General features: G+C 36.9%; 21 protein-coding genes. 11 read left to right on the top strand and 10 right to left on the bottom strand.

Features of this window, described 5'->3' with window-relative positions; genetic code table 11:
• Positions 1–28: 28 nt before the first annotated feature.
• Entirely contained in the window at positions 29–1,054 is a 1,026-nt protein-coding gene (locus H6G57_RS15145; protein WP_190519890.1) for an isochorismatase, read from the top strand.
• Here H6G57_RS15145 and H6G57_RS15140 read toward each other — a convergent pair.
• From H6G57_RS15140 to H6G57_RS15105, 8 genes are all read right to left on the bottom strand, one after another.
• On the bottom strand, positions 1,038–2,480 hold the full coding sequence (locus H6G57_RS15140; protein ID WP_190519887.1) for a diguanylate cyclase domain-containing protein: 1,443 nt from the start codon (positions 2,478–2,480) through the stop codon (positions 1,038–1,040). The two genes, H6G57_RS15145 and H6G57_RS15140, sit on opposite strands and share 17 nt — an antisense overlap.
• A complete protein-coding gene (locus tag H6G57_RS15135) occupies positions 2,464–4,407 on the bottom strand; it encodes a response regulator (protein ID WP_190519885.1) in 1,944 nt (647 codons plus the stop codon). The genes H6G57_RS15140 and H6G57_RS15135 overlap by 17 nt, the downstream gene beginning before the upstream one ends.
• Before the next feature lie 58 nt (positions 4,408–4,465).
• Positions 4,466–4,855, bottom strand: a complete 390-nt coding sequence (locus H6G57_RS15130; protein WP_190519884.1) for a response regulator — start codon at positions 4,853–4,855, stop codon at positions 4,466–4,468.
• A 111-nt stretch (positions 4,856–4,966) separates the two neighbouring features.
• On the bottom strand, positions 4,967–7,693 hold the full coding sequence (locus H6G57_RS15125) for an ATP-binding protein (RefSeq protein ID WP_190519882.1): 2,727 nt from the start codon (positions 7,691–7,693) through the stop codon (positions 4,967–4,969).
• A gap of 105 nt (positions 7,694–7,798) precedes the next feature.
• On the bottom strand, positions 7,799–8,401 hold the full coding sequence (locus H6G57_RS15120) for a hypothetical protein (protein ID WP_190519880.1): 603 nt from the start codon (positions 8,399–8,401) through the stop codon (positions 7,799–7,801).
• A 2-nt stretch (positions 8,402–8,403) separates the two neighbouring features.
• Entirely contained in the window at positions 8,404–9,492 is a 1,089-nt protein-coding gene (gene ribD, locus H6G57_RS15115; protein WP_190519878.1) for a bifunctional diaminohydroxyphosphoribosylaminopyrimidine deaminase/5-amino-6-(5-phosphoribosylamino)uracil reductase RibD, read from the bottom strand.
• Between the two features lie 93 nt (positions 9,493–9,585).
• The gene (locus H6G57_RS15110) at positions 9,586–10,104 is read right to left on the bottom strand and encodes a cyclic nucleotide-binding domain-containing protein (protein WP_190519876.1); all 519 of its coding nucleotides are present in this window, start codon (positions 10,102–10,104) and stop codon (positions 9,586–9,588) included.
• 152 nt (positions 10,105–10,256) lie between these two features.
• A complete protein-coding gene (locus tag H6G57_RS15105; protein ID WP_190519874.1) occupies positions 10,257–11,075 on the bottom strand; it encodes a tetratricopeptide repeat protein in 819 nt (272 codons plus the stop codon).
• Between the two features lie 108 nt (positions 11,076–11,183).
• Between H6G57_RS15105 and H6G57_RS15100 the strand changes: the two genes are divergently transcribed.
• From H6G57_RS15100 to H6G57_RS15085, 4 genes are all read left to right on the top strand, one after another.
• Complete coding sequence (locus tag H6G57_RS15100) at positions 11,184–13,124, top strand: hypothetical protein (protein ID WP_190519872.1); 1,941 nt, start codon at positions 11,184–11,186, stop codon at positions 13,122–13,124.
• 212 nt (positions 13,125–13,336) lie between these two features.
• Entirely contained in the window at positions 13,337–13,693 is a 357-nt protein-coding gene (locus H6G57_RS15095; RefSeq protein WP_190519870.1) for a hypothetical protein, read from the top strand.
• Between the two features lie 32 nt (positions 13,694–13,725).
• Positions 13,726–14,445, top strand: a complete 720-nt coding sequence (locus H6G57_RS15090; RefSeq protein WP_190519868.1) for a phosphatase PAP2 family protein — start codon at positions 13,726–13,728, stop codon at positions 14,443–14,445.
• A 15-nt stretch (positions 14,446–14,460) separates the two neighbouring features.
• On the top strand, positions 14,461–15,249 hold the full coding sequence (locus H6G57_RS15085) for a prohibitin family protein (RefSeq protein WP_190519866.1): 789 nt from the start codon (positions 14,461–14,463) through the stop codon (positions 15,247–15,249).
• A gap of 32 nt (positions 15,250–15,281) precedes the next feature.
• Here the strand turns inward: H6G57_RS15085 and H6G57_RS15080 are convergent, their stop codons facing one another.
• Complete coding sequence (locus H6G57_RS15080) at positions 15,282–16,271, bottom strand: LysR substrate-binding domain-containing protein (protein WP_228041369.1); 990 nt, start codon at positions 16,269–16,271, stop codon at positions 15,282–15,284.
• A 127-nt stretch (positions 16,272–16,398) separates the two neighbouring features.
• Here H6G57_RS15080 and H6G57_RS15075 point away from each other — a divergent pair, with 127 nt between their 5' ends.
• From H6G57_RS15075 to H6G57_RS15050, 6 genes are all read left to right on the top strand, one after another.
• Complete coding sequence (locus tag H6G57_RS15075) at positions 16,399–16,986, top strand: Crp/Fnr family transcriptional regulator (RefSeq protein WP_190519864.1); 588 nt, start codon at positions 16,399–16,401, stop codon at positions 16,984–16,986.
• Positions 16,987–17,027: 41 nt separating this feature from the next.
• Positions 17,028–17,600 (top strand): MgtC/SapB family protein, encoded by a 573-nt coding sequence (locus H6G57_RS15070; protein ID WP_199314313.1) that lies wholly within the window; start codon positions 17,028–17,030, stop codon positions 17,598–17,600.
• Between the two features lie 242 nt (positions 17,601–17,842).
• Positions 17,843–19,366, top strand: a complete 1,524-nt coding sequence (locus H6G57_RS15065; protein ID WP_190519862.1) for an APC family permease — start codon at positions 17,843–17,845, stop codon at positions 19,364–19,366.
• Between the two features lie 37 nt (positions 19,367–19,403).
• A complete protein-coding gene (locus H6G57_RS15060; RefSeq protein ID WP_190519860.1) occupies positions 19,404–20,087 on the top strand; it encodes a cadmium resistance transporter in 684 nt (227 codons plus the stop codon).
• Positions 20,088–20,162: 75 nt separating this feature from the next.
• Positions 20,163–20,807: a hypothetical protein gene (locus tag H6G57_RS15055; RefSeq protein ID WP_190519858.1), complete on the top strand. Its 645-nt coding sequence runs from the start codon at positions 20,163–20,165 to the stop codon at positions 20,805–20,807.
• Positions 20,808–20,928: 121 nt separating this feature from the next.
• Entirely contained in the window at positions 20,929–21,390 is a 462-nt protein-coding gene (locus H6G57_RS15050) for a YidH family protein (RefSeq protein ID WP_190519856.1), read from the top strand.
• Positions 21,391–21,555: 165 nt separating this feature from the next.
• On the opposite strand, the gene H6G57_RS15045 is transcribed toward H6G57_RS15050, so the two are convergent.
• Positions 21,556–22,518 (bottom strand): DUF389 domain-containing protein, encoded by a 963-nt coding sequence (locus H6G57_RS15045; RefSeq protein ID WP_190519854.1) that lies wholly within the window; start codon positions 22,516–22,518, stop codon positions 21,556–21,558.
• Positions 22,519–22,564 lie beyond the last annotated feature (46 nt).

Raw genomic sequence — 22,564 nt, 5'->3', positions numbered from 1 at the left:
TCTTTAACTCTAATTTTATCATAAAAAAATGATCACAGAAAAAATAGATTCTCTCCCCATTCCTCCCCATTTTAATCCCCAGCGTGTGGGAGAAGTTTGGCGTGTTCGGTATCAAATTCGAGCCCAGGAAGCCGAACAATGGGCAAAACAGTATAAGATTCAACCAGCCAGTCAGGATCAACTTAAAACCTGTTTAATTTTAATAGATGTTCAAAATACGTTTTGTATTCCTGAATTTGAGTTATTTGTAGGAGGTGCATCGGGGAATGGTGCAGTAGAAGACAATATTAGATTGTGTGAATTTATTTATCGAAACTTAAACAAAATTAGCCATATTATTGCTACCTTAGATACCCATACCACCTTCCAAATTTTTCATCCCATTTTTTGGATTAATCAACAAGGTGAACATCCCACCTCTGCAACCTTAATTTCCGTTGAGGATATTCAAAATCGTATCTGGAAAATGAATCCAAAAGTTACCCATAGAATTTTAGGTGCAGATGAAAACAGCCTAGAACAATACGCCTTACATTATGCCCAAACCTTAGCAAAAAAAGGTCAATATCCCTTAACAGTATGGCCCTATCATTCAATGTTAGGAGGGATCGGTCATGGGTTGGTTTCAGCCGTTGAAGAAGCGTTATTTTTTCATACGATTTCCCGATGTTCTCAGGTTCAATTTGAGATTAAAGGAAACCATCCCTTAACAGAAAATTATTCGGTTTTGCAACCGGAAGTTTTAGAAAATATGCACGGAGAAACCATTGCTCAAAAAAATAAACAATTAATAGAACAGATTTTAAACTTTGATCGAATTCTGATTGCGGGTCAAGCGAAAAGCCATTGTGTTGCTTGGACAATTGACAATTTATTAACCGAAATTCAAGCCAAAAATTCTAATTTAGCTCACAATGTTTATTTATTAGAAGATTGTACCTCTCCTGTTGTTATTCCCGGTATTGTGGATTATACAGAACAAGCAAATCTCGCATTTCAACGATTTACCACCGCCGGAATGCAGATGATTAACTCCTTTAATCTACTTGAGTAACAATGCAATTTCTCCCTTGTTGTTTAGCTTGATATAAGGCTTGATCAGCAGATTTAATTAATATAAAAGTTGAGTTTTCTGGCGTTGGAATTAAACTCGATATGCCGAAACTTAGCGTAAGTAACTCACTCACTTGAGATTGGGAGTGGGGAATATTGAGAATCCGAATAGAAGTTTGAATATCTGTAGCAATTTGTCCTGCTTCTAATAGATTCGTCTGGGTTAGAATAATAACAAATTCTTCACCGCCATAACGAGCTAGTAAATTTCCGGGATGTTGAATCACTTGATCAATTGCTTGAGCTACTTTTTTTAAACAGTCATCTCCTTCTAAATGACCATAGGTATCATTATAAGCTTTAAAATAATCTACATCACATAAAATTAAGGAAATTGGTTTTTGTTCCTGTAGATGTCTCTGCCATTCTATATTTAAAAATTCCTCAAAATAATGACGGTTAGCAATTTGTGTTAACCCATCTAATTTAGCCCAACGAGATAAATCAAGCTCTATCTTTTTACGGTCTGTAATATCTCGAATGGCGATGGAAAATCCGTCCCCTAACCTGACAGCAATAAAATGATACCAACCTTGAGTATCGTCACTGTGATAAAAAATATCATCAATTAAAGGAGTTCCCGTTTCTACTAAATTAACAAACTTTTCAAATAAGGTGGAATCTATTTTTTTCAATAATCTTTTTAAAATAATTTTACCCATTAACTTAGAGCGATCTTGCTTCAAAATTTGGCCAATGATTGGATTCACAACTAAACAACGGAAATCCATAATTTTTCCGGTCATTGTGTTTCGGATAGATTGAAACGCAGCAATTCCATCCATTGACGTATTTAAAACACTTTGAATTAAAGCACGAGATTGATATAAAATTTCTTCTGTTTCTTTACGTCGTTGAATTTCTTCTTGTAATTGCTTTTCTTTGGCAAGACGGTGTTGAATTTCCTCTTTTAACCGTTCTTCTTGGGCTTGACGATATTCTATTTCTGCTTGTAATTGTTTTTTTTGTCTTTGAATAATAAACTGGGTTTCAATTCGGGCAATAACTTCTTCCACTTGAAAGGGTTTATTAATATAATCAACCCCTCCTAATTGAAACGCTCTTACCTTATCCCAAACTTCATTTAAAGCACTAATAAAAATAATTGGAATTTCCTGAGTTTGAGAATCTTGTTTCAGTTTTTGGCAAACTTCATAGCCATCCATTTCCGGCATTTTTATATCTAATAAAATTAAATCAGGGGGGGATGATTGTATGGCCCTTAAAGCGGATATTCCATTGATAGCTTGACGAACTTTATACCCTTGTTGCTTAAGAATTTCTGATAAAACTTTTAAATTCTCAAGTTTATCATCGATAATTAAAATACCACCGAGTTGTTGTTTTTTATTAGCTCGAATATTCATGAATTTTTATTTTTTCAATAAGATTAAAAATTTGATCAACTCTATAATTAGAAACTAAATCGGTTAAAGCTTGAGACAGATCAGCTTGTCCCAACGGAATTTCTTGAATTAGATCTAAAACTAACTCATAATCTAAGTCAAGGCTGGCTTGATAAAGTTCATCTATCCATTGAGAGGGCATCCCTTTCAAGCTTTCAACAGTAAGTATAGAGTTTGAGGGATTTAAAAAGTTTAGGGGGGTGTCCTCCGCATAGATATATTCAAGACCTAGATATTTTGCAATCATCTCAAAAATATGGGATTCTTGAAAGGGTTTTCTCACAAAATCGTCACAACCCATTGAAAGTACCAAGGCTTTTTGTTCTTCTAAAACACTAGCAGTAATCGCAATAATCACCGTAGCATTTCCTTTTAAGGTATTTTTAATTTGTTTTGTGGCTTCATAACCATTCAAAATGGGCATAATCAGATCCATTAAAATTAAATGGGGTTCCCACACATCCCAAATTTCTACAGCTTCTTTGCCATTTGAAGCTTCTTTTAATTCTAATCCCAAGGGTTTCAGCAATTGCATTAATAATTTACGATTACAGAATTTATCGTCAACAATTAATATTTTATAGGCAGGTTGATTAGGAGCTAAACCCACTATTTTTCGAGATGAATTTTGATTAAATAAACAAATATCATCAACAAATTTAGCGTGAATATTAAAGGTAAAGGTTGTACCGACTCCGACTTGGGAATTAACTTTGATTTTCCCACCCATCAGGTGTACAAATTTTTGACTAATCGATAAACCTAACCCCGTTCCTTCATCAGCTTCTCTTCCCCTTTGAGTTTGAGTAAAAGCCTCAAAAAGCTGATCAATTTCTTCGGAATCAATGCCGACTCCCGTATCTTGAACTGCAAAAATCAGTTGTAGGTTTGAGGGATCAATTTTATTACAATTAACGGTTAGATGCACGCCTCCTTGATGAGTAAATTTAAGAGAATTATTGAGTAAATTAATCAGAATTTGGCGAAGTTTAATCTCATCAGTACAAACATATTGAGGAACAGCTTTACAACAGCTAAATGTTAAGCTTAAACTCTGATTTTTAGCCTTGAGAGAGAACATATCTTCTAAATCTTGAAGGAGATGATATAGATCAAAATTAGCCTCATTAAGGGTGATTTTGCCTGCCTCAATTTTAGCTAAATCTAAAAGCTGGTTAATTAAACTTAATAAATGTTCTCCACTTTGTAAAATAATCTTCACTTGTTCTTGGTGTTCAGCAGAAAGAGTTGTACTTCGATTCATTAATTGAGCAAAGCCTAAAATCGCATTCAAAGGCGATCGCAATTCATGACTCATATTAGCTAAAAATGTACTTTTAGCTTGATTCGCCACTTCAGCAGCCTGTTTTGCCTGTTCTAATTGTGTAGTTCGTTCTAAAACTTTTTGTTCCAGAGAAATATTTAACTGTTGTAATTGTCGATTTAATTCATGTAATTTTTGATTTTGTTCTACCAGTTGTTGTTCTTGAGTATAGCGCCTTAATGCCTCTTGAACTGTTAAAATTAAGTCCGTTTCATCCCAAGGTTTGCTAATATAACGATACAAACTTGCTTGGTTGACTACATTGCCAACAGATTGAGCGTCTGCTTGTCCAGTCAACATAATTTTTAACATTTGGGGATAACTTTGATGAATTCGGATTAATAACTCATCCCCTTGTAAACCGGGCATAATTTGGTCAGAAATAACTAAGGCGACTTCTAAGCCTTCCTCATGCAATCCTTCAATAACTTCTAAGGCTTCTTCGCCACTTTCTGCTGATTCTAATTCATAATGTTGAGGTAAATTCCGTTTGAGTTGTTCTTTAAGGCTTTCTAAGATAACGGATTCATCATCTACACATAAAATTGCCAGTTGTTTAGCCATTGTTCTCAAGTTATTATCGGAAGAAATTCAAGCAATAAAAATCTCTAAATGTTGATCACTATCCTAAAGCAGATGCAATCGTTTGTGCTAACTCTTCTTCTGTCCAAGGTTTATAAAGACAACGATATAAATTAGCATATTTTTCAGCCCGTTTAATCGCAGCTTCATCCGCTTGTCCCGTCAACATCACTGTAATAATTTTGGGAAAACGACGATGGACTTCAATCAGAAATTCATCTCCTCGCATTTCAGGCATTAACCAATCCGAAACAATAATTAATACTTCAATATCTTCCTGTTTTAAATCTTCCAGAATATCTAAGGCTTCCGGGGCACTTTCTGCACCTTCATAGATATACTCCTTTCCAAATCTCCGTTTGAGTTGTTCTAGGAGACTTTCTACCACAAACCGTTCATCATCTACACAGATAATAGCTTTTTCTACCATTGGCTTTTCCTTTTTAAATTTTAATTGAATTGATTTTTTTGATAAAGATGGCTAATTAAAAGTAAACTTTACTCATTTTAACATAAACACAACTCATCCCAAAATTTCGGTTTAGGTTCGAGGTAAGGAGATCGTAAAAATAGTGTTTCCGGGTTGACTTTGAACGGTAATCTGACCTTGATGTTTATCAATAATTTTTTGAACAATATCTAATCCCAAACCACTCCCTTCTCCCCAAGGTTTTGTTGTAAAGAAGGGTTCAAAAATGCGTCCTTGAATATCGGCCGGAATCCCACAGCCTGAATCGATGATGTGAACCCGAAACTCAGTTTCTTCTTGGAGGACGACAATCTTGAGAGTTCCCTGACCCTTCATGGCTTGAATACTATTATGAATTAAATTTGTCCAAACCTGCATTAATTCATCAGGATAACAATCAAGGGGATGGGTAATTTGATAGGTACGATTGACTTCTATGCCCCGTTTCAGTTGATTGTGATAGAGTTCTAAAACCGTATCAATGCCTTCAGTAATTAAGACGGATTGTTTTTGACTATGGGGATCATAACGAGCATAACTTTTGAGAGCAAAAACAACTTTAGAAGCTCGTTCAATTGCTGTAATCATGGTTTGATTATTTCGTTGTAATCGAGCTAGATTATAAGCTAAATTTAATAACCATTCTTGTTCAGGATGTTGAACCAGGGGTAAAATAAATTCCAAGTTATCATAAATACCAATATCAATTAAAATATCAGCGATTTTTCGAGGAGATTCGATTTGATACTCTTTTAAGTGTTGAGCCAGTTGACGTTTATATTCACGCTGTTCTCGTGTAGAAATTTGCTGGGGGTTGTTTCGTGAAAAATCTAATACCTTAAAAAACAGCACTTGTTGCTCAGGATCAAGTTTTTGAGAAAGTTTGGGTAATTCAATTAAAGATTCAATTAAAGCTTGATTATTATTATTAATAGCCGCTTGAATTGCACCTAATGGGGTATTAATTTCATGGGCAATTCCAGCCACCAATTGTCCTAATGTTGCCATTTTTTCGGATTGAACCAGTTGACTTTGAGTGGCTTTTAACTGTTGCAGGGTGTGAGAGAGTTCTTGCGTCCGTTCTTTAACTTGATGTTCTAAAGTTTGGTTATATTCAGCCAGAATATGTTCGGCTTCTTTAGTTGATGTAATATCGGTAATGGTTCCAACATATCCTGTAATTTGACCTTCACTATTTCGTTCAGCAAGTGCTTTTCCATAGACCCAAATTGTACTACTATCGGGTTTAAAAAACCGATATTCATACTGAAAAGGAACACCTTCATGGACAAATTTTAACCAATAGGAAAGAATCCGATCTCGATCTTGTGGGTGTAAAGTTTTTGTCCAACCCATCCCCATTGTTTCCGCTTGACTCAGACCAATCATGGCAAAATGTTGGTCATTTCCATAGATATAATTCCCTTCAATATCAGCCCGAAAAATTCCAACGGGTGCGGCTTGAGCTAAACTTGTATAACGTTGTTCACTAATTTGTAAAGATTGGTTTAGATTTTGCAATTGAGTTAAAGTGGTTTGCAATTGTTTAATCATGTTATTAAAAGAACGAGTCAGTTCTCCTAATTCATCTTGACGATTAGCGTCTTGGGGTAAATCCCATTGTCCGGCTGCAATGTTTTTAGACGCTTGATTGAGTAGAATAATAGGAAATGTAACCCATCTTGCTGTTAAAATTCCAATGGCAATTGCTACAATAAAGGTGACTAAACATAAAAGTAGTGTTGTTCGATTGTTGGCTTGAATTTGATCTAAAAAATCCTGTTCAGGAACAACCAAAACAATCATCCATTCTAATTTTTTATTATCACTAAACGGAATAATATTTAAAAAATAGTTTTCTTTATTAATTAAAAATTTAAGTTTTTGAGGGTTATAAATTTTATGCAGGCTTTTAAACTGTTTCAATAATTGTTTTGTCGCTGATTGGGTAATTTTATTCTGACTTTCTGTTGCCAAAAAAAGTTGATTTTGATTGCTAATTTTTCTAAAGGGTTGTTCTCCCGTAGAACTGGCTAACAAGTGACCTTCGGGATCAAGAATAAAAACTTGTCCTGATTTACCGATTTTTAAACCTTTTAAAAAAGTAATAATTTGGTCAAGCCGTAAGGTAGCCAGAAAAATTCCTTCAATTTGTTGTTTTTGATTGTAGATGGGTTCTAAGGCACTAATTAATAAGCTGGGTTCTAAAATAGAAACAAATACATTACTCCAGGAAGCTCGGCGTTCTTTTATGACTTTTAAGTAAGTGGGATGTTGACGTAAATCATAGTCTTTTTTGACTAATTCACCTTGAGTCCGATTTCCTTGAGAATCGAGTTTAAACGTATAGAAATTTTTGCCAACATCATCCCCGACAACATTAACTTGAAAATCACCATTCAGGCGTTTTTCACCTGACCTTTGTTTATTTTGATTCGTCGCAATGGCAATAAAAGTAATATCAGGATATAATTGAACTTGTCGCCAAAGGTATTTTTCCCAAGGATATAAATTAGTTGTATTTAAAAAACCTAATTTAATTTGATTATAATTAGTTTGGTTAATTTGATCGGGAGTTTCTAAGAAAAACTGTAAATTTTCTTGAACACGATTACTCACTTGGTTCATTAACTGCTGGGCTAAATTTTCAACGGCTTTTTGTCCATTTTTAAATGAAAAATAACCCACTAATCCAACCGTAGCCGTAATTTGTACCACAAAAGGTACAATTAAAACTGTCCTTAACGGCAGTTTACCAATGGTTTTTGCTACAAATTGATTCCAATGTAAAAGTAACATTATTCATTATTTCTATAAAAATAGTGTTGTAACCTCCCCAAACCGACAAAAAGTGTAAGTAAGGGTGAGGTTATCACCGAGTATTGAAATTGTTTTGAGGACGTTTTAAGGGGAAGCAGGAGGAACTTCAGGTTCAGGAGATGAAATCGTGGGGGAAGAATTTTGATAGGATTTATTAAAGCTCATGGCAACTAATGAAAATCCTAAATAGGCAGGTAAAATAATGGCAGTTATAAAAGCAATCACCGTTAACCAAGCTCCTAAATTACTCGAAGAACCATAGGTTGAACGATAGGGATCAGCTTTAATTTGGTAGGGATTTTCGGCAGGATCTAGTCCTCTTGGACGCTTAAACCGAACCCGTCGATCATCTAATTTTTCCACTAAAATCCAACCCATTTCGGCTTCTTCCTGACATAACTTTTTAAAGATAGGTGGATTCCGAAATACATCTCGACTTGCTCGCACAATTTTATACTCCCATTCCCGAACGAAAGGTTCAGGAGATTCAGCGTTAGAATAGCCGTTAGGTTGTATAGATTTTACAGGCATTTGTTTAGTATCTTCTGAGTCGTAGCGAGTCAATGTTTCTTCCTCCTCCTGTTCTAATTGTATATCAGTTTGTATGGAACAGAGCCAACTCGCCAATAAAACAGCATCAATTCCGAGGCTACTGACCATAAGACTTAATAGGGCAACTTCGCTCATAATTAAGTTTGAAATAAATATCCTTCAATCCAAAAATCTTTACCTACAGAACCCCAGGTCATTCGTTCTAATAAAAGTGCTTCTGTCATCTGAGTTAACCCTAAATCTGCGACCGGAGATGGTGCTGTTTTTCCCCCAATAATTTTAGGGGCAATAAACGCTAAGATTTTATGAATACTGCCATCTGTGATCGCCTGAGCCGCAAGGGTTCCTCCACATTCCCACAACACCGATAAAAACTGACGTTTATACAAATAAGCCATGACTTGGGCAGGCGTCAAGGGCGATAATTCCGCTACCTCTACCCCCTTATTCTGCAAAAACTGTTGGAAATCTGGATTTACACCCTCCTCTGTTATAACTAAAGTTTTCGCTTCTTGAGTGTCCCATAAATGGGCTTGTTTGGGTAAGTCTAAAGTTCGACTCATGACCACTCGCAAAGGATTAGGTTCTCCGGCTTCGTGGGTGGTTAGCCAAGGATTATCTCGTCGGACGGTATTTCCTCCGACAATAACCGCATCACAAGCAACGCGCAACTGATGAACTTTTTGTCGAGCTTCGGTTCCCGTCACCCAAGAACTATGACCTGTTGTTGTAGCAATTTTTCCATCTAAGGTCATGGCATATTTCAAAATTCCCCAGGGTTTCTGATGCAAAATTCGATAGATAAAGGCTTCATTTAACTGTTGACAATCTGGTTCTTCAATACCAACAATTACCTCAATTCCAGCATCTTTTAACCGTTGAATTCCTGTTCCTGAAACTAAAGGATTGGGATCAACCATTCCCACCACAACTTTAGAAACTTCAGCTTGAATTAAGGCTTCTGTACAGGGAGGAGTCCGCCCAAAATGATTACAAGGTTCTAAATTAACATAAACCGTTGCTCCCTTGGCTTGTTCTCCGGCATTTCTCAGGGCAAAAACTTCGGCATGGGGTTGACCCGCACCCGGATGAAACCCTTCTCCAACAATTATTTTATCCTGAACAATGACACATCCAACTAAGGGATTTGGTGCTGTTTTTCCTAATGCTTGATAAGCTAATTTCAAGCAGTGTTGCATCATTTGTTGATCAAAATTTAAGGTCATAATTCAGAATTATTAAAAATAATCTCAATAATCCAAGTTTAATGATAAAAGCAAGATTTTTGCTTCTTGAAAAAACTTTAATTTGATTGATTATTATCCTCCTAAACGCTGCCTAATCCAATCCAAACGATGATCAAGTTCATTTTCTACTAGATTATTGGAAGATTTAGAAGCTAACAAAGTAACGTTTTCTTCATGGCCAAAATGGTTGACGGTAGCTCGTAAGCGGGAGGATAAAAATTTAGTAATAGCTCGATAAAATCTCAACGAAAATAAAACATCCTCTTCTAATTTTTGAGATAACAGTGATCGAGAAATGGATAACACACAACACTCTTCAACCGCTTGCACCGTAGCCGAGGGTAAACGTCCATCCACAAAAGACATTTCCCCTAATATTTCACCGCCACCAATTTTTCCAACCACTTGATTTTCTAAAGCAGCCACACAAACGTTGAGGGTTCCACTCAACACAATATAAAGTGCATCTAAGGGTTGATCTTCTTCAATTAGAACAGTACCCGCTTGCAAAACTTCTCGTTTCCCTTGGGTCACGATCCAATCTATATCTCGATCATTTAATTCCCCTAGGATCAGTAAAGCATTAGTCATAAATTTATGGGATTTTTAGAGAAAAAAAGTCCTTCTTAGAAAAACCGTTCAATCCCCGATTTTTCGATTATAACAAATGATAAAGTTCTCTATGGCGCGTTCTCTATTTTCGGTTTCCGATTCCCTCTGCTCTATTCCCTGTTTGATCCCCCTTAATATAATTGTAGCATTAATTGTTTCCGATATTCTTTAGTCAACGGATGGTCATCCCCCAGGAAATTAAAAATAGTCAACATGGCTTTTCTCGCTCCATCCTCTTTATATTTGCGATCGGTAGATACAATCTCTAAAAATAAAGATAACGCCTCTGCGTAGTCTTCCGCTAACGTTAATTGACAAGCTTTTGCATAGTTCTGTTCCAGTTGGCTTTCTCCCGAAGCAGTAGCATCTGTTTTGAGTTGGATTAATTGTTTTAAAGCCTGAGCTTTGGGGAAAAAGTCGCGCTGATCTTCTCCAATGGTATTTAACAGTTTTTCAGCATTTTCCAGTTGATTGAGAAGAATTAAAAAATTAGCCGCTGCTAACACCACTTCTAAGCGATTTGGATAGTGAGAAAATAGCTGATCTAAAAGTTGTTTGGCGGTGGGAAAGTTCTTTTGAGCGATCGCAGTTTTTAAAGCTTCTAAATCCTGCTCAAAATTAGATTTTAAATTGAATTGGCTGAGGGTTTGCCGAATTTGAGCTTCTGTTAATGCTCCTACAAAACCGGGCTGCATTTCTCCTTGAATCACAATTCTGACATCCGGTACACCTTCTACCCCATATTGACTTGCTAACTCAGGATTTTGATCAATATCAATTTTCGCTAAAATAAAATCATATTCGTTCACCAACTTTTCTAAAATGGGTTTTAAAATTTGACACGGGCCACACCAAGTTGCATAAAAGTCTACAAATACAGGGCTTTTATCGGAAACTTTGATCACCTCTTGCTCAAAGTTAGATTGATTAACGTCAATTGCATATCCCATCGGATAAATCCTCCCAGTGATTTTGTTTCCTATTTTATCGTAAATGTTCAGAGTTATCCTTTAAAATTTCTAAAAAACGGTTTTCCTCCCTTAAAACTTGAGACTGTAATGAAGACTAATTTTAAACTTCTGATCAAATTAACGGTTGTCTTTGTTTTTGCTTTTGGCTGCCGTTTGTCTGCTGTTGATACTCCTGGAAAAAATTCTTCTGAAACCACTAAAATTTCTAACATTTTGCTAGAAGGTTCTGTTTTTTCTTCTCCAAACTCTTCAAGCTTTATTATCCCCAAACCTCCCCCTATTAATTCCGTCGAAGAAACAGCTTTTCAAGCCAGAGGGTTAGCGATTAGAGAGAAATTAGCTGCGATTAATTTAGATGAAAAAGATGCTTGGTGGCGACGAATTAAACTCGGTGATCCCCATAAATATTTACTCCCGATTATTTTAGCACGATTAAGTCTACAAAATGAACCCGCAGGAAATAATTATGATCTGCAACATAGTTGGGATGTTTTATTAAAACTGGATCAAGATAAGCCGGATCTGTATCATTTTCGGGCACCGTTAGATGTGCGAATCTTCTTTTTATTTAAAGAAACAATGCCTTTAGATGTCAAACTTGCCTATCGTCGTCAATTAGAATCCCCCAGGGTTTTAGAATGGACAGAAGCAGGAACAGAAAACCATACATTTATGCAGCGTGCATCGGGTTTAGCCTTGATGAATAACAGTGGTTTTCCGGTTGGTGATCCAGCGAGTATCGCGACAAATGAAGCCTGGTTACGCTCAGAATTAAATAAGTTTTTAACCATTGGTCAAGGTGAGTTTCATTCATCTATTTATTATGGGTATAGTATTAGCGGGTTATTAAATCTCTATGATTTTTCTCAGGATCAAAAATTACGAGAATTAGCCAAAGGATTATTAGATTGGTATGCCGTTAATATGGCGTTACGGCTGAGTTGGGGAACCGCAGGAGGAGCAGAAAGTCGAGGATTTGATCGCAATACTTGGAATAATGGATTAACGGCTGTTGCTTGGTTATGGTGGGGAGATCAACCCGAATTAGCTCAAAAAATGGATGATCAATATGCTTGGTTAGCTTTACCTGCGTCCTTAAGTTCCTATCGTCCCCCGGAAATTTTAAGGGCGATCGCTCGTAAAGAAATCCCCCTCCCATTTGAAGCTAGAGCCAGTCATCCGGCTTATTATAGTTATCATCAAAGTAACCGGCTTTGGGAAACGTTTTATATCACAAACAACTATAGTTTAGGGACTTTATTAGAACCCGCCAGAGTCTATCAAGTAAAGGGAACGATTCGCGCTCAATATGCTACCTATAAATTAGTGGTGCGAGATCCAAAGGGTCAACAAAACGCCGTGATTAATTTAGGAGGAACTTATCATGGTCTTCAAGCCACAGGTCGAAGTCCGGGGGATCAATTAGTACAAAAACGGGGAGCCGTTATCTTTCAATTAATATTAAATGAAACGGATTTAAAAGCGGGAGTTCCTGCTGCTTCTCATCTGGTTTTACCTCAACACTATGGTCAACCTCAACGCTATAAAAATTGGTATATTTGGAAACTTCATAATATTTGGTTAGTGGCTCGACCTTGGGGGGATAAAATTGAGTTGAAATCTTCAATTTCTGAGAAACAACCAAATTTACAAGCTTTAGCTGCACAGGGAAATAAAACCGCTTGGATCACTGATGTTGCTGCGGTTGATGATTATCCTAATTTTCAACAGTTGAAAACGGGATTAGATCAAACTGAAATTCAAGATCAAGATTGGAAAAGTCAAGGAAAATTAAGTTATAAAAGTTTAGCAGGCGATCGCTTAACCTTAACTTATCAACAAAATGAAGCCCTTGGCAATGCCATCATTAATGGAAAACAACAAGTTTTAGAAAATTGGCCCGTTTTAGACAGTCCTTATATTCAAGAAAAGCTGTATAGTGGCCTACTGGAGGTTAACGTCCCTCAACAACCCTTCTGGCGGCTGCGGGGAACCCTGATGGGGCCAACTTGGGAGACAAAGAAATAAAATTAAATTGCAAATGTATTGAATTTCATCCTAGATTCATGTACAATTTATCTAGTTTCACACGATGACTGGAATTCTAGTCCAGTTAACTATCATAGAAGTTACGCAGAAACCGGGTTTCTAGGATTTCGTGCATCAGTCTTGAGTCAGATTGTTTTTTTTAATAAAAATTGATATCAATTGAGTTGAAGTTGTTAACAATGGAGAGATTTATGTCTAAAAAATGGATCGGCGGAATTTTGGTTTTTCTGGGTTTCATGATGTCTCCGTTGTGCTGGTGGAATGATTTAATCTTTAATTTACCGATTGCTTACGGGTTTGGATTTGTTTTTAGTAAATTGTCTGAAGATTTATTTTTTCCGAGTTCTATTTTTGGATATTGGCTCTCCAATTTAGCGGGAATTCTCTTAATGCAATATGGAGCCCTAAATGTTGTTGAATCTTCTTCCCCAGAACGAAATCTTAAGAAAGATTTAGCAATGGGTGTTTTTTCTTCAACTGCTTTTACTGTAGTAATGGTACTCTTAGTTCAGTCTAATGTAATTGACCTGTCCCTGTTACCGCATTAAACTGAAAATATGTGCAGTTTGAGGACAAAATGATGTCTGATTTTAATCCCCATAAACCGTCATTGAGGAACTGGAGTTCTGTTCAAGACTGGTTCATCCTGCATTGGCGGTTTTTAGTATTAGGAATTTCTTTACCCTTACTGTTGTTTGGAATTCTAGCTTTAAAAGTAGGTGAAAGTTCCAGTGGTCTACCTTGGGATTTATCAATTTTATTCGCCCTTCATGCTATGGAGCAACCTCAACTCGAAAGCTGGGCGATTATCTTAACCTTTACTTGTACTTCTCTAGGAATCGTTTTCCTAGCAGCTCCGGTTATTTTAATTTTAGGGTATCAAAAACAATGGCGATCGCTTTTGTATTTAATTTTAACGCTTTCAGGAAGTGGAATTATCAGCCAATCTGCTAAAGTTTTCTTTCATCGAATGCGACCTCATTTGTGGCAATCTTCCTATCCTTTTCCTTCAACTTTTTCTTTTCCCAGTGGTCACGCACTCTTGAGTATGACCTTTGTAACCGTCTTCATTTTACTGACTTGGAGAACAAAATGGCGAGAGTTAGTAATTGGTTTAGGCGGATTATTTGTCCTGGCAATTGCTTGGACAAGACTGTATTTAGGTGTTCATTTTCCCAGTGATATTTTAGCGGGTTGGTTTCTGGCTATCACTTGGTCAATTCTCAGTAGTTTATTATTAAATATTCACCAATTTAATCGAATTGTAGATACTCAATCTTCTACTGTTCTTGAAAGTTAACTTCAGATTGTACCCATGCCCAGATATCAATTATTTTTGAAGCCAGCTAACCTGATTTTTGTATTTTTATTACTTTTAATTTTCTTCAATCCTCTGATTATTGTTAATGCTGGAGAACGGGGAATTTTAATGGTATTTGGTCAGGTTCAGTCTGAAATTTTGAATGAAGGATTGCATTTTATTATTCCTGTGGCTGAAACAGTACAAAAGATGACTGTCCGTATTCAAAAACAGGAAATATCAGCTGAAGCTTCCTCAAAAGATTTACAGGAGGTGTTTACGGATGTGGCATTGAATTGGCATATTATCCCTGAAGAAGTTAATTTAGCGTTTCAACAAATTGGGGATGAACAAGCCATTATTGAAGCGATTATTAATCCCGTGATTGAGGAAATTCTCAAAGCGGTTATGGCTAAATATACCGCCGAAGAAATTATTACTTGTCGGGAAAATGTAAAATCAGAAGTGGATCATTTATTAACAAGCCAATTAATTAATTATCACATTCAAGTCGATAATATTTCTCTAGTTCATGTTCATTTTTCCCAACGGTTTACCGATGCTGTGGAAGCCAAACAAATTGCTGAACAGGATGCTAAAAAAGCCGGATTTTTAGTTTTGAAAGCAATTAAAGAAGCAGAAGTTAAGGTCAATTTAGCCAAAGGAGAAGCTGAAGCTCATAGTTTACTGCAAAAAACCTTAACTCCCGAAATTTTGCACCAAAAAATTATTGATAAATGGAATGGAAGTTTACCTTTAGTTGTAGATGATAAATTCATTCATGGATTTAAGCTAGAATCCTGATTGAATCATCAGTTTCCTGAATAGAGATCCGTTTAGCAAACATTTCTTTGCGTTAACTGTAAATTAATCTCATTCAATAATAACATTTTTTCAAAGGTTTGAGAAATACGAGTTTGAAACCGTTGACAATGTTTGATTTTTAAAAAAGGTCGAATCAATTCTAATTCTTTACGAGAAGGTTGACGATAATCAACAATCCGAATCGCCTTTAAAATTCCTAATTTTAATTCTTTTTTAACCATTAGTTCAGAAATTCCGGCGGCTACATGACCTTCTTCGACAACAGATTTTACCATTTCTCCGGTATTTAAAACTAAAATAACCTTTAATTCACTGAGATTAATTCCCCAATTTTGTAACGCTTCTTCTAACCGTTGTTGAGTTCCTGAACCCGGTTCTCGCATGACCCAATCTGTATTTTTAAGCTCTGTTAAATCAACTTTTTCTCGGTTAAACCAAGGATGGGATTGTCCAACAATAATTAATAAGCGATCGCTGCCAACTTCCTCCTGACTTAACAATTTTTGTAAAGAAGGTTTGACTTCCCCTTCAATTAATCCTAAATCAAAGTGTCCGTTGGCTGTCCCTAAACAAATTTCCTCGGTATTTGCTAAGGTACAGTTAACAATAATTCCTGAATATTGCCGTTGAAATTGACTAATTTTTTCCGGTAGCCAATAGTTTCCAATTGTTAAACTTGATCCTAACTTGAGTTCTCCCCGTTGCAAATTATTTAACTCTTTTAATCCGCGTTCGGTTAAGGCGACTTGTTCCAAAATTTTTTGAGCTTCAAGTTGCAGTAATTGTCCCGCTTCTGTAATTTCAACGTGGCGACCAATCCGATGAAATAACTTGACTCGATATTCGGTTTCTAAGCTTTGAATCGCAGCACTAACCGCCGGTTGCGTAATATAGAGGTTCTCAGCCGCACGGGTAAAGTGTAGATGTTCTGCTACCGCCAAAAAAATCCGCAGTTGCTCTAGGGTCATTCCAGCCATTGTAAAGTTACTCACCTCTTGCATGATTTGGGGATGGGGTTAGTCTGAATGGGGACAATTAAAATAGAATACAATTAAAAGTGTATTATAATGCGAATAGAAGTAATATGCTTTACAATTTTAGTTAAATTTCACTGAGTTTGTATCTTCCATGACCTTAGCTTCAGGAATTGCACCGGAATTCAGTCAACAACAGCGTTACTTCCAACGCCGTGACCGACTTCCTTTAAAACGGGATCACCTGTGGAAAATTCAGTCGGGTGTTGTGCGTACTCTCACCTACCTGGAAAATGGAACTGTTGTTACATTAGGGTTATGGGGGGAAGGAGATATCGTTTCACGGGTTTTGTCCAAAGCTGACCCCTACTATATGGAGTGCGTGACCCCAGTTCAGGCGATTCCTGTTCCGATCTCTGAATTTGATAATCTCTATCCCCTGTTAATTGAACATATTCATCAACTGCAAACCTTTTTAGAAATCGTTCATTCCCGTCCCGTTGATGAAGCGTTGCATAAATTATTGACCTTATTAGCCAACAAATTTGGCAGTGGTGTCTCTCAGGGACAATTAATTGAATTTCATTTAACCCATCAAGAAATTGCTGAAACAATTGGCACAACCAGAGTCACAGTTACTCGACTTTTAAAAGAATTTGAACAGCATGGAATTATTGAACGGTTAAATAGGCAATTTATTCTCTTACCAGGACATCAACCTTTTTGGCACTATGAGATTTAAAAAATAGTAGGATTTTTTAATCCTAGGGGGGTTGAGGAGCAATGGCTATAAATTCTAACCCAATGTTTTTTCCGGCTGATGATTGGTTCACCATTATTTTCCGCTTAGGAATTGCTTTGTTCATCGGAGGATTGATTGGACTAGATCGTCAGCAACCCAGTAGGCCTGCGGGAATGAGAACTTATATGATTGTCAGTTTAGGGGCTGCTATTTTTATCATGCTACCCTTACAAGCCGGCTTTGATATGAACTCAACCAACGCCCTGAGTCGTACCGTTCAAGGCATTGCAACCGGAGTAGGATTTCTTGGGGCTGGCTTAATTTTGCAACAGCCAAAACATAATCTTAAACCTAAAGTTAAAGGACTAACTTCGGCGGCAGCTTTGTGGTTAACCGCCGGTTTAGGAACCGCCGCCGGATGTGGATTATGGCGCATGAGTTTAATCGGAACTTTAATGACGTTACTGATTTTAAGTGGGTTCAAAAAAGTTAAACACACGTCTATTTATCGGCTACGAGTTTATAAACCCTTCTATAAACAGCAACGAATCCCTCGTCCTAAAACTCAAACTAATTCTGAGGAAATCCACTCAGAAGATTTAGAACTGAAGTAGAAAATTTTCAGCAATCATTCTTTGATCCTACCGTGAAACACCATTAAGGGGAGAATCAATCAATAAAATTTATTAATTCAACAAAAAAGAACAGTTGATTCTATTATGGAATCCCCATAGAGTAAAAACTGAAACATTAACTGTTTCATGTCCGGTGATATCGTTAATCATTGCTCAATACTTTATTGGCGATCGCAGAGCAATTCACCGATGTTTATTTGAAATACAGAAGGAATTACTCTATGACGGAAAGCACTCAACTCTACCAAAGTTCTCATGGCTTAAAAAAGGATTGTCTTTCTTTTGGAGAAGTCTTAGCTCAATCTTTTTCTGTAATTGCCCCTACAACAATTCCAGCCTCTAATTTAGGCTTATTAGTTGCTCTTTCAGGAAAAGGAACTTGGCTCAGTTTTTTAATTGGTTTAATTGGCTTAATTTTTGTCAGTATTAATATTAATCAATTTGCCAGACGTTCTGCTTCTCCGGGTTCATTTTATGCGTATATTGTTAAAGGATTAGGCCCCACCGCCGGAGTCATTTGTGGTTGGAGTTTGGTACTCGCCTATTTATTCACCGGAATGTCTGTTCTCTGTGGTTTAGCCAACTTTAGCGGCATATTATTCGGTCATTTAGGCATTCATCCTTCGGCAATTACCTTACTCGCCATTGGTGCAGGAATTGCTTGGTATGCAGCTTATAAAGATATCCAACTTTCTGCTATGGCGATGTTATGGATGGAAGGAATTTCGATTTTGTTAATTGGAATTCTAACGATTATGATATGGGCGCATAAAGGCTTTGCTTTAGATCTGAGCCAACTCACCTTAGAAGGAGTTACCCCCGGTCATATTGCCACCGGATTAGTGTTAGCTTTATTTGGATTTTCAGGATTTGAAAGTGCAACAACTTTAGGAGATGAAGCTAAAAATCCATTAAGAACAATTCCCCGTTCTGTGATGGGCAGTGTTATCCTAGCTGGAGTCTTTTTTATCTTCACCAGTTATGTTGAAATTCTAGGATTTGAAGGAACTGGGGTTTCGATTACAACGACAGAAGAACCTTTAGCTTTTCTTTCCCATCAAATCGGTCTTGGATTCTTAGGAGATATTATTGCGTTCGGGGTTTTATTTAGCTTCTTTGCTTGTGTTTTAGGAACCATTAATCCCGCCGCCCGCATCTTTTTTACCATGGCGCGTCACGGTTTATTTCATGCGTCTATTGGTACAACCCACGCTTCAAATCGCACCCCTCATATTGCTGTTACCCTCTGTTCTTTTGTGATGTTTCTAGTTCCAGCAATCCTGTCAATGTTCAATATTCGCTTATTTGAAAGTATGGGTTATTTAGGGGCGATTTGTAGTTATGGATTTTTAACGGTTTACATTTTAGTTTCCCTAGCTGCACCCCTTTATCTCCACAAAATTAAACAACTACGCCCGATGGATGTTGTCTGTTCTATCTTAGCTATTGGCTTCATGATGATTCCGATTATTGGTAGCGTTGGTATTCCTGGAAATCAACTGTTTCCAGTTCCTGAAGCGCCTTATAATCTCTTCCCTTATTTATTCCTGTTCTACTTATTCGTAACTTGTAGTTGGTTCGTCAGACAACGCACTCGTTCACCGAAATTAGTCAGAACAATGGAACTCCATATTGAAGAAATTCATGCTCAATTTACTCACCCCACTCCTGAAATTATTCCTTCAGCTTCTTTAGTGCTTCCTACATCCCATTCCTATTCGACTAAACGCAGACGAAAATTCTAAACCTCTCCTTTATTAACCGTTACATAAAAATCAAACCATGAACGAATTTATGACCGCCATTTTAACAGGAACCGCCGCCTTTGCTGCGACTAATATTGATGATATTTTCATCCTTACCCTATTTTTTTCCCAAGTTAATGATCTGTTCCGCCGTCGCCAAATTGTCATCGGTCAATATTTAGGATTTACCCTCCTATTATTGGCAAGTTTACCCGGTTTTTTTGGAAGTTTATTGATTCCTCCTGATTGGATTCGATGGTTGGGTTTAGTTCCTGTTATCTTTGGGATTCATTATTTATTAAAATCCCCAACCGATCAGGAGGAAGATTCAAGCTCTGTCGAGACTTCTACAACATCAAATCCCCCCTCTTTTTGGCAAAATTGGTTATCTCCTCAAACCTATGGAGTTGCGGCGGTAACGGTTGCCAATGGGAGCGATAATATAGGGATTTATGTCCCCCTATTTGCCAGTAGTAGTTGGGAAAGTTTATTAACCATATTATGTACCTTTTTCTCCCTCGTTGGAGTTTGGTGTTATCTGGCTTACAAGTTAACGAATTTTCCCACCATTGCTAAGGTTTTAACAGGTTATGGTAATACATTTATTCCTTGTGTGTTAATTGGTTTAGGTGTATTTATCGTCAAAGAAAACCTGTTATTAGCACTTCTGGCTTTAGGCATTAGTTGTGCTTGGGTTTGTTTTCTAATTCCTCGGAAGTAACCGAAGTTGAATAATCGGATTACACCCTGTACAAATTTTAATGTTTTGATTCAACCTAGTTCAAGGAAAAAATTCATGAAATTCTTAACTTCTCTATTGATTGCTTTGGTTTTGATGCTAAATTTTCTGCTCTCTGAACCAGCTTCCGCCGAACCTAAATATATGAAAAATCCTGATTATATTGAAGTCACCCAAGCCTTAAAACAACTGTCCTTAGTTGCGGAAGATGAAAAACAAACTCAAGGCGCAATTTCTGACGCTGTTCAACAACAACTTGACTATTTACAGTTTCAACAATATGCTTTAAAATCAGGAACTAATTGGGGACAATGTACCAATAAAACTGGAAAAACAATAGCAGTTTATGGCAGTCCCCGAAAAGAAGATCAAGATGAGCAAGCAACCCTTTATTTTTTGGGTGATAATCAAACTACTCCCAAAAAATGGGATTGTGATGGCTTCTATTTACCCCAAGATCTTAAGGGGACAAATTTAGGACTCAGTGAACAATCTGAGGCTTTACAAGGGCCAATTGCGATTAAAATTTTGGATGGAACTCAGTTAGAAATTACCACTAATTCTGAATCTGGAAATCTTGAGTTTAACTCCCCCTTAGCGAAGGTTGTTCAAGGAAATAATATCAATTGGTTTATCCCTAATATTTCTCAGAGTATTATTGATAGCCAAATTCCTAATGCTTTGAGTACGAAAAAATCATAAAAGCTTCTAACTATGTTTCCCTATCTCCCTTTAAACAGGGAGAAAAGGGATAATTAAAGTCACCCTGAACAAGAGTGATTTCCTGGTTGATTCTCTGTATTTTTGTTGAATTTCCTAAACTATGGAAACTGAAGATTACACCCAAATCAAAGCCTCTGAATTCATAAAATCACCAGATTCTACCGCAGAAATTATCCAGAAACCCAAAAAATTGAACCCTTCCCGCGTTCGAGATCACTTAGCGAATGAACGAACCTATCTCGCCTGGATGCGAACCGCCGTTGGTTTAATGGGATTTGGTGTTGTGATTTTACGCCTCCGTGCATTTCAACCTGTTGCTGTTCCTGGCCCTGGTTATGGTTGGAAATTAGGATTATTATTTTCAGGAGTGGGTTTATTAACGGTATTATTATCCACATTTCAATATTTTATTGTGCGTCGAGATATTGAAGAAGATACCTACGAACCCCCTGATCGTTGGGTCATTCTTTTTAGTTTAGCGATCGCATTATTAGGAGCGGGAATTATTTATTTTGTCTTCACCAGTCCTGTATCGACCCCCCTTGATTTTGGCGGATTTTAAAATCAGTTATCAGTTATCAGTTATCAGTTATCAGTGTAGAGATATGGTTTCGCTCAGGTGTGCCTGTACGAGTTAAGAGTTAAGAGAGAGTCAATCAACTAATTAGTAATTAGTAATTAGTAATTACTGATGACTGATAACTGATGACTGATAACTGACAACTGATTACTTCTCTGCTTCTACTTGTTCTACCTCTTCAACTAAGAAAACCAACGTGAAATTCTGTCTCATTTTTTGATTGATAAACTCTTGAACTAAACGCACTTGTCTGGGGGTAACGGGTTCGGTAGAACGAACTTTTAGATAAGCTGTGGGAGGATTTTGTTTCCAATTAATATGAGTGTCTTGTAAATCTACTCGTTGTCCCGTTAAGGTTTTTTCTTGAAAAATATTCCTTAAATCCGTTTGTAACCGCAGTTGAGTTACGAACTTTAAAAAACTAATGCCTAAAGGAATTGCTAACACAGAAGCCACAATCAGTGTGATGACAAATTCTCTTTTGAGTTGGGAATAACCTGCCAAAACAAAAACAATCATACAAGCTAAGGCGATGCCAATTAAATTGGTTAAATAAAGCAATGTTGCGCCATAGCTTAAATCATAAAAACCTTGAGATAACGTTAAACCAATGACACATAAAGGAGGCATTAACGCCACTGCAATTGCGGTTCCAGCCACCGCGTCACTAATCCCCTTTTCAACTTTAGTAAAACCGCTTAATCCCCCGGCTACAACAGCGATTCCTAAATCTATTAAATTGGGTTCAGTTCTCGCTAAAACCTCTGAACCAAAATCTTCAATTCCGACTATTTTTCCTAAAGTGATTGATAAGATCAGTGCTACTACTGTTCCCACAACAATCGAGATAATACCAGACCGAGATAATTCTTGATCATTTTCTAAAATACCAAAGGCTAATCCTCGCAAGGGTAACATAATGGGAGCGACTAACATGGCTCCAATAATGACGGCTGTACTATTACTCAGTAATCCAAAAGTCGCAATTAAACAAGCCGTTATGACTAAAATCATGTAGTTAAAACTCGGTCGGGATTCAGCCATTAAATCCTGCCGCATTTGGACTAAGGTATCCCCGGATACTTTTTTGAGCTTTAGTTGAGTTTTCATAACAAATCTTAAGATTTCTCAAGGTTTAGAAATCAGCGATGATTGA

The organism is Planktothrix sp. FACHB-1365 (genome assembly GCF_014697575.1).
Taxonomy (GTDB): domain Bacteria; phylum Cyanobacteriota; class Cyanobacteriia; order Cyanobacteriales; family Microcoleaceae; genus Planktothrix.
This window is presented reverse-complemented; position numbering and strand designations above follow the sequence as displayed.

Coding starts and splice junctions, on each gene's coding strand:
- H6G57_RS15145 (WP_190519890.1), top strand. CDS start 29: ATGATCACAGAAAAAATAGATTCTCTCCCCATTCCTCCCCATTTTAAT.
- H6G57_RS15140 (WP_190519887.1), bottom strand. CDS start 2,480: ATGAATATTCGAGCTAATAAAAAACAACAACTCGGTGGTATTTTAATT.
- H6G57_RS15135 (WP_190519885.1), bottom strand. CDS start 4,407: ATGGCTAAACAACTGGCAATTTTATGTGTAGATGATGAATCCGTTATC.
- H6G57_RS15130 (WP_190519884.1), bottom strand. CDS start 4,855: ATGGTAGAAAAAGCTATTATCTGTGTAGATGATGAACGGTTTGTGGTA.
- H6G57_RS15125 (WP_190519882.1), bottom strand. CDS start 7,693: ATGTTACTTTTACATTGGAATCAATTTGTAGCAAAAACCATTGGTAAA.
- H6G57_RS15120 (WP_190519880.1), bottom strand. CDS start 8,401: ATGAGCGAAGTTGCCCTATTAAGTCTTATGGTCAGTAGCCTCGGAATT.
- ribD (WP_190519878.1), bottom strand. CDS start 9,492: ATGACCTTAAATTTTGATCAACAAATGATGCAACACTGCTTGAAATTA.
- H6G57_RS15110 (WP_190519876.1), bottom strand. CDS start 10,104: ATGACTAATGCTTTACTGATCCTAGGGGAATTAAATGATCGAGATATA.
- H6G57_RS15105 (WP_190519874.1), bottom strand. CDS start 11,075: ATGGGATATGCAATTGACGTTAATCAATCTAACTTTGAGCAAGAGGTG.
- H6G57_RS15100 (WP_190519872.1), top strand. CDS start 11,184: ATGAAGACTAATTTTAAACTTCTGATCAAATTAACGGTTGTCTTTGTT.
- H6G57_RS15095 (WP_190519870.1), top strand. CDS start 13,337: ATGTCTAAAAAATGGATCGGCGGAATTTTGGTTTTTCTGGGTTTCATG.
- H6G57_RS15090 (WP_190519868.1), top strand. CDS start 13,726: ATGTCTGATTTTAATCCCCATAAACCGTCATTGAGGAACTGGAGTTCT.
- H6G57_RS15085 (WP_190519866.1), top strand. CDS start 14,461: ATGCCCAGATATCAATTATTTTTGAAGCCAGCTAACCTGATTTTTGTA.
- H6G57_RS15080 (WP_228041369.1), bottom strand. CDS start 16,271: ATGCAAGAGGTGAGTAACTTTACAATGGCTGGAATGACCCTAGAGCAA.
- H6G57_RS15075 (WP_190519864.1), top strand. CDS start 16,399: ATGACCTTAGCTTCAGGAATTGCACCGGAATTCAGTCAACAACAGCGT.
- H6G57_RS15070 (WP_199314313.1), top strand. CDS start 17,028: ATGGCTATAAATTCTAACCCAATGTTTTTTCCGGCTGATGATTGGTTC.
- H6G57_RS15065 (WP_190519862.1), top strand. CDS start 17,843: ATGACGGAAAGCACTCAACTCTACCAAAGTTCTCATGGCTTAAAAAAG.
- H6G57_RS15060 (WP_190519860.1), top strand. CDS start 19,404: ATGAACGAATTTATGACCGCCATTTTAACAGGAACCGCCGCCTTTGCT.
- H6G57_RS15055 (WP_190519858.1), top strand. CDS start 20,163: ATGAAATTCTTAACTTCTCTATTGATTGCTTTGGTTTTGATGCTAAAT.
- H6G57_RS15050 (WP_190519856.1), top strand. CDS start 20,929: ATGGAAACTGAAGATTACACCCAAATCAAAGCCTCTGAATTCATAAAA.
- H6G57_RS15045 (WP_190519854.1), bottom strand. CDS start 22,518: ATGAAAACTCAACTAAAGCTCAAAAAAGTATCCGGGGATACCTTAGTC.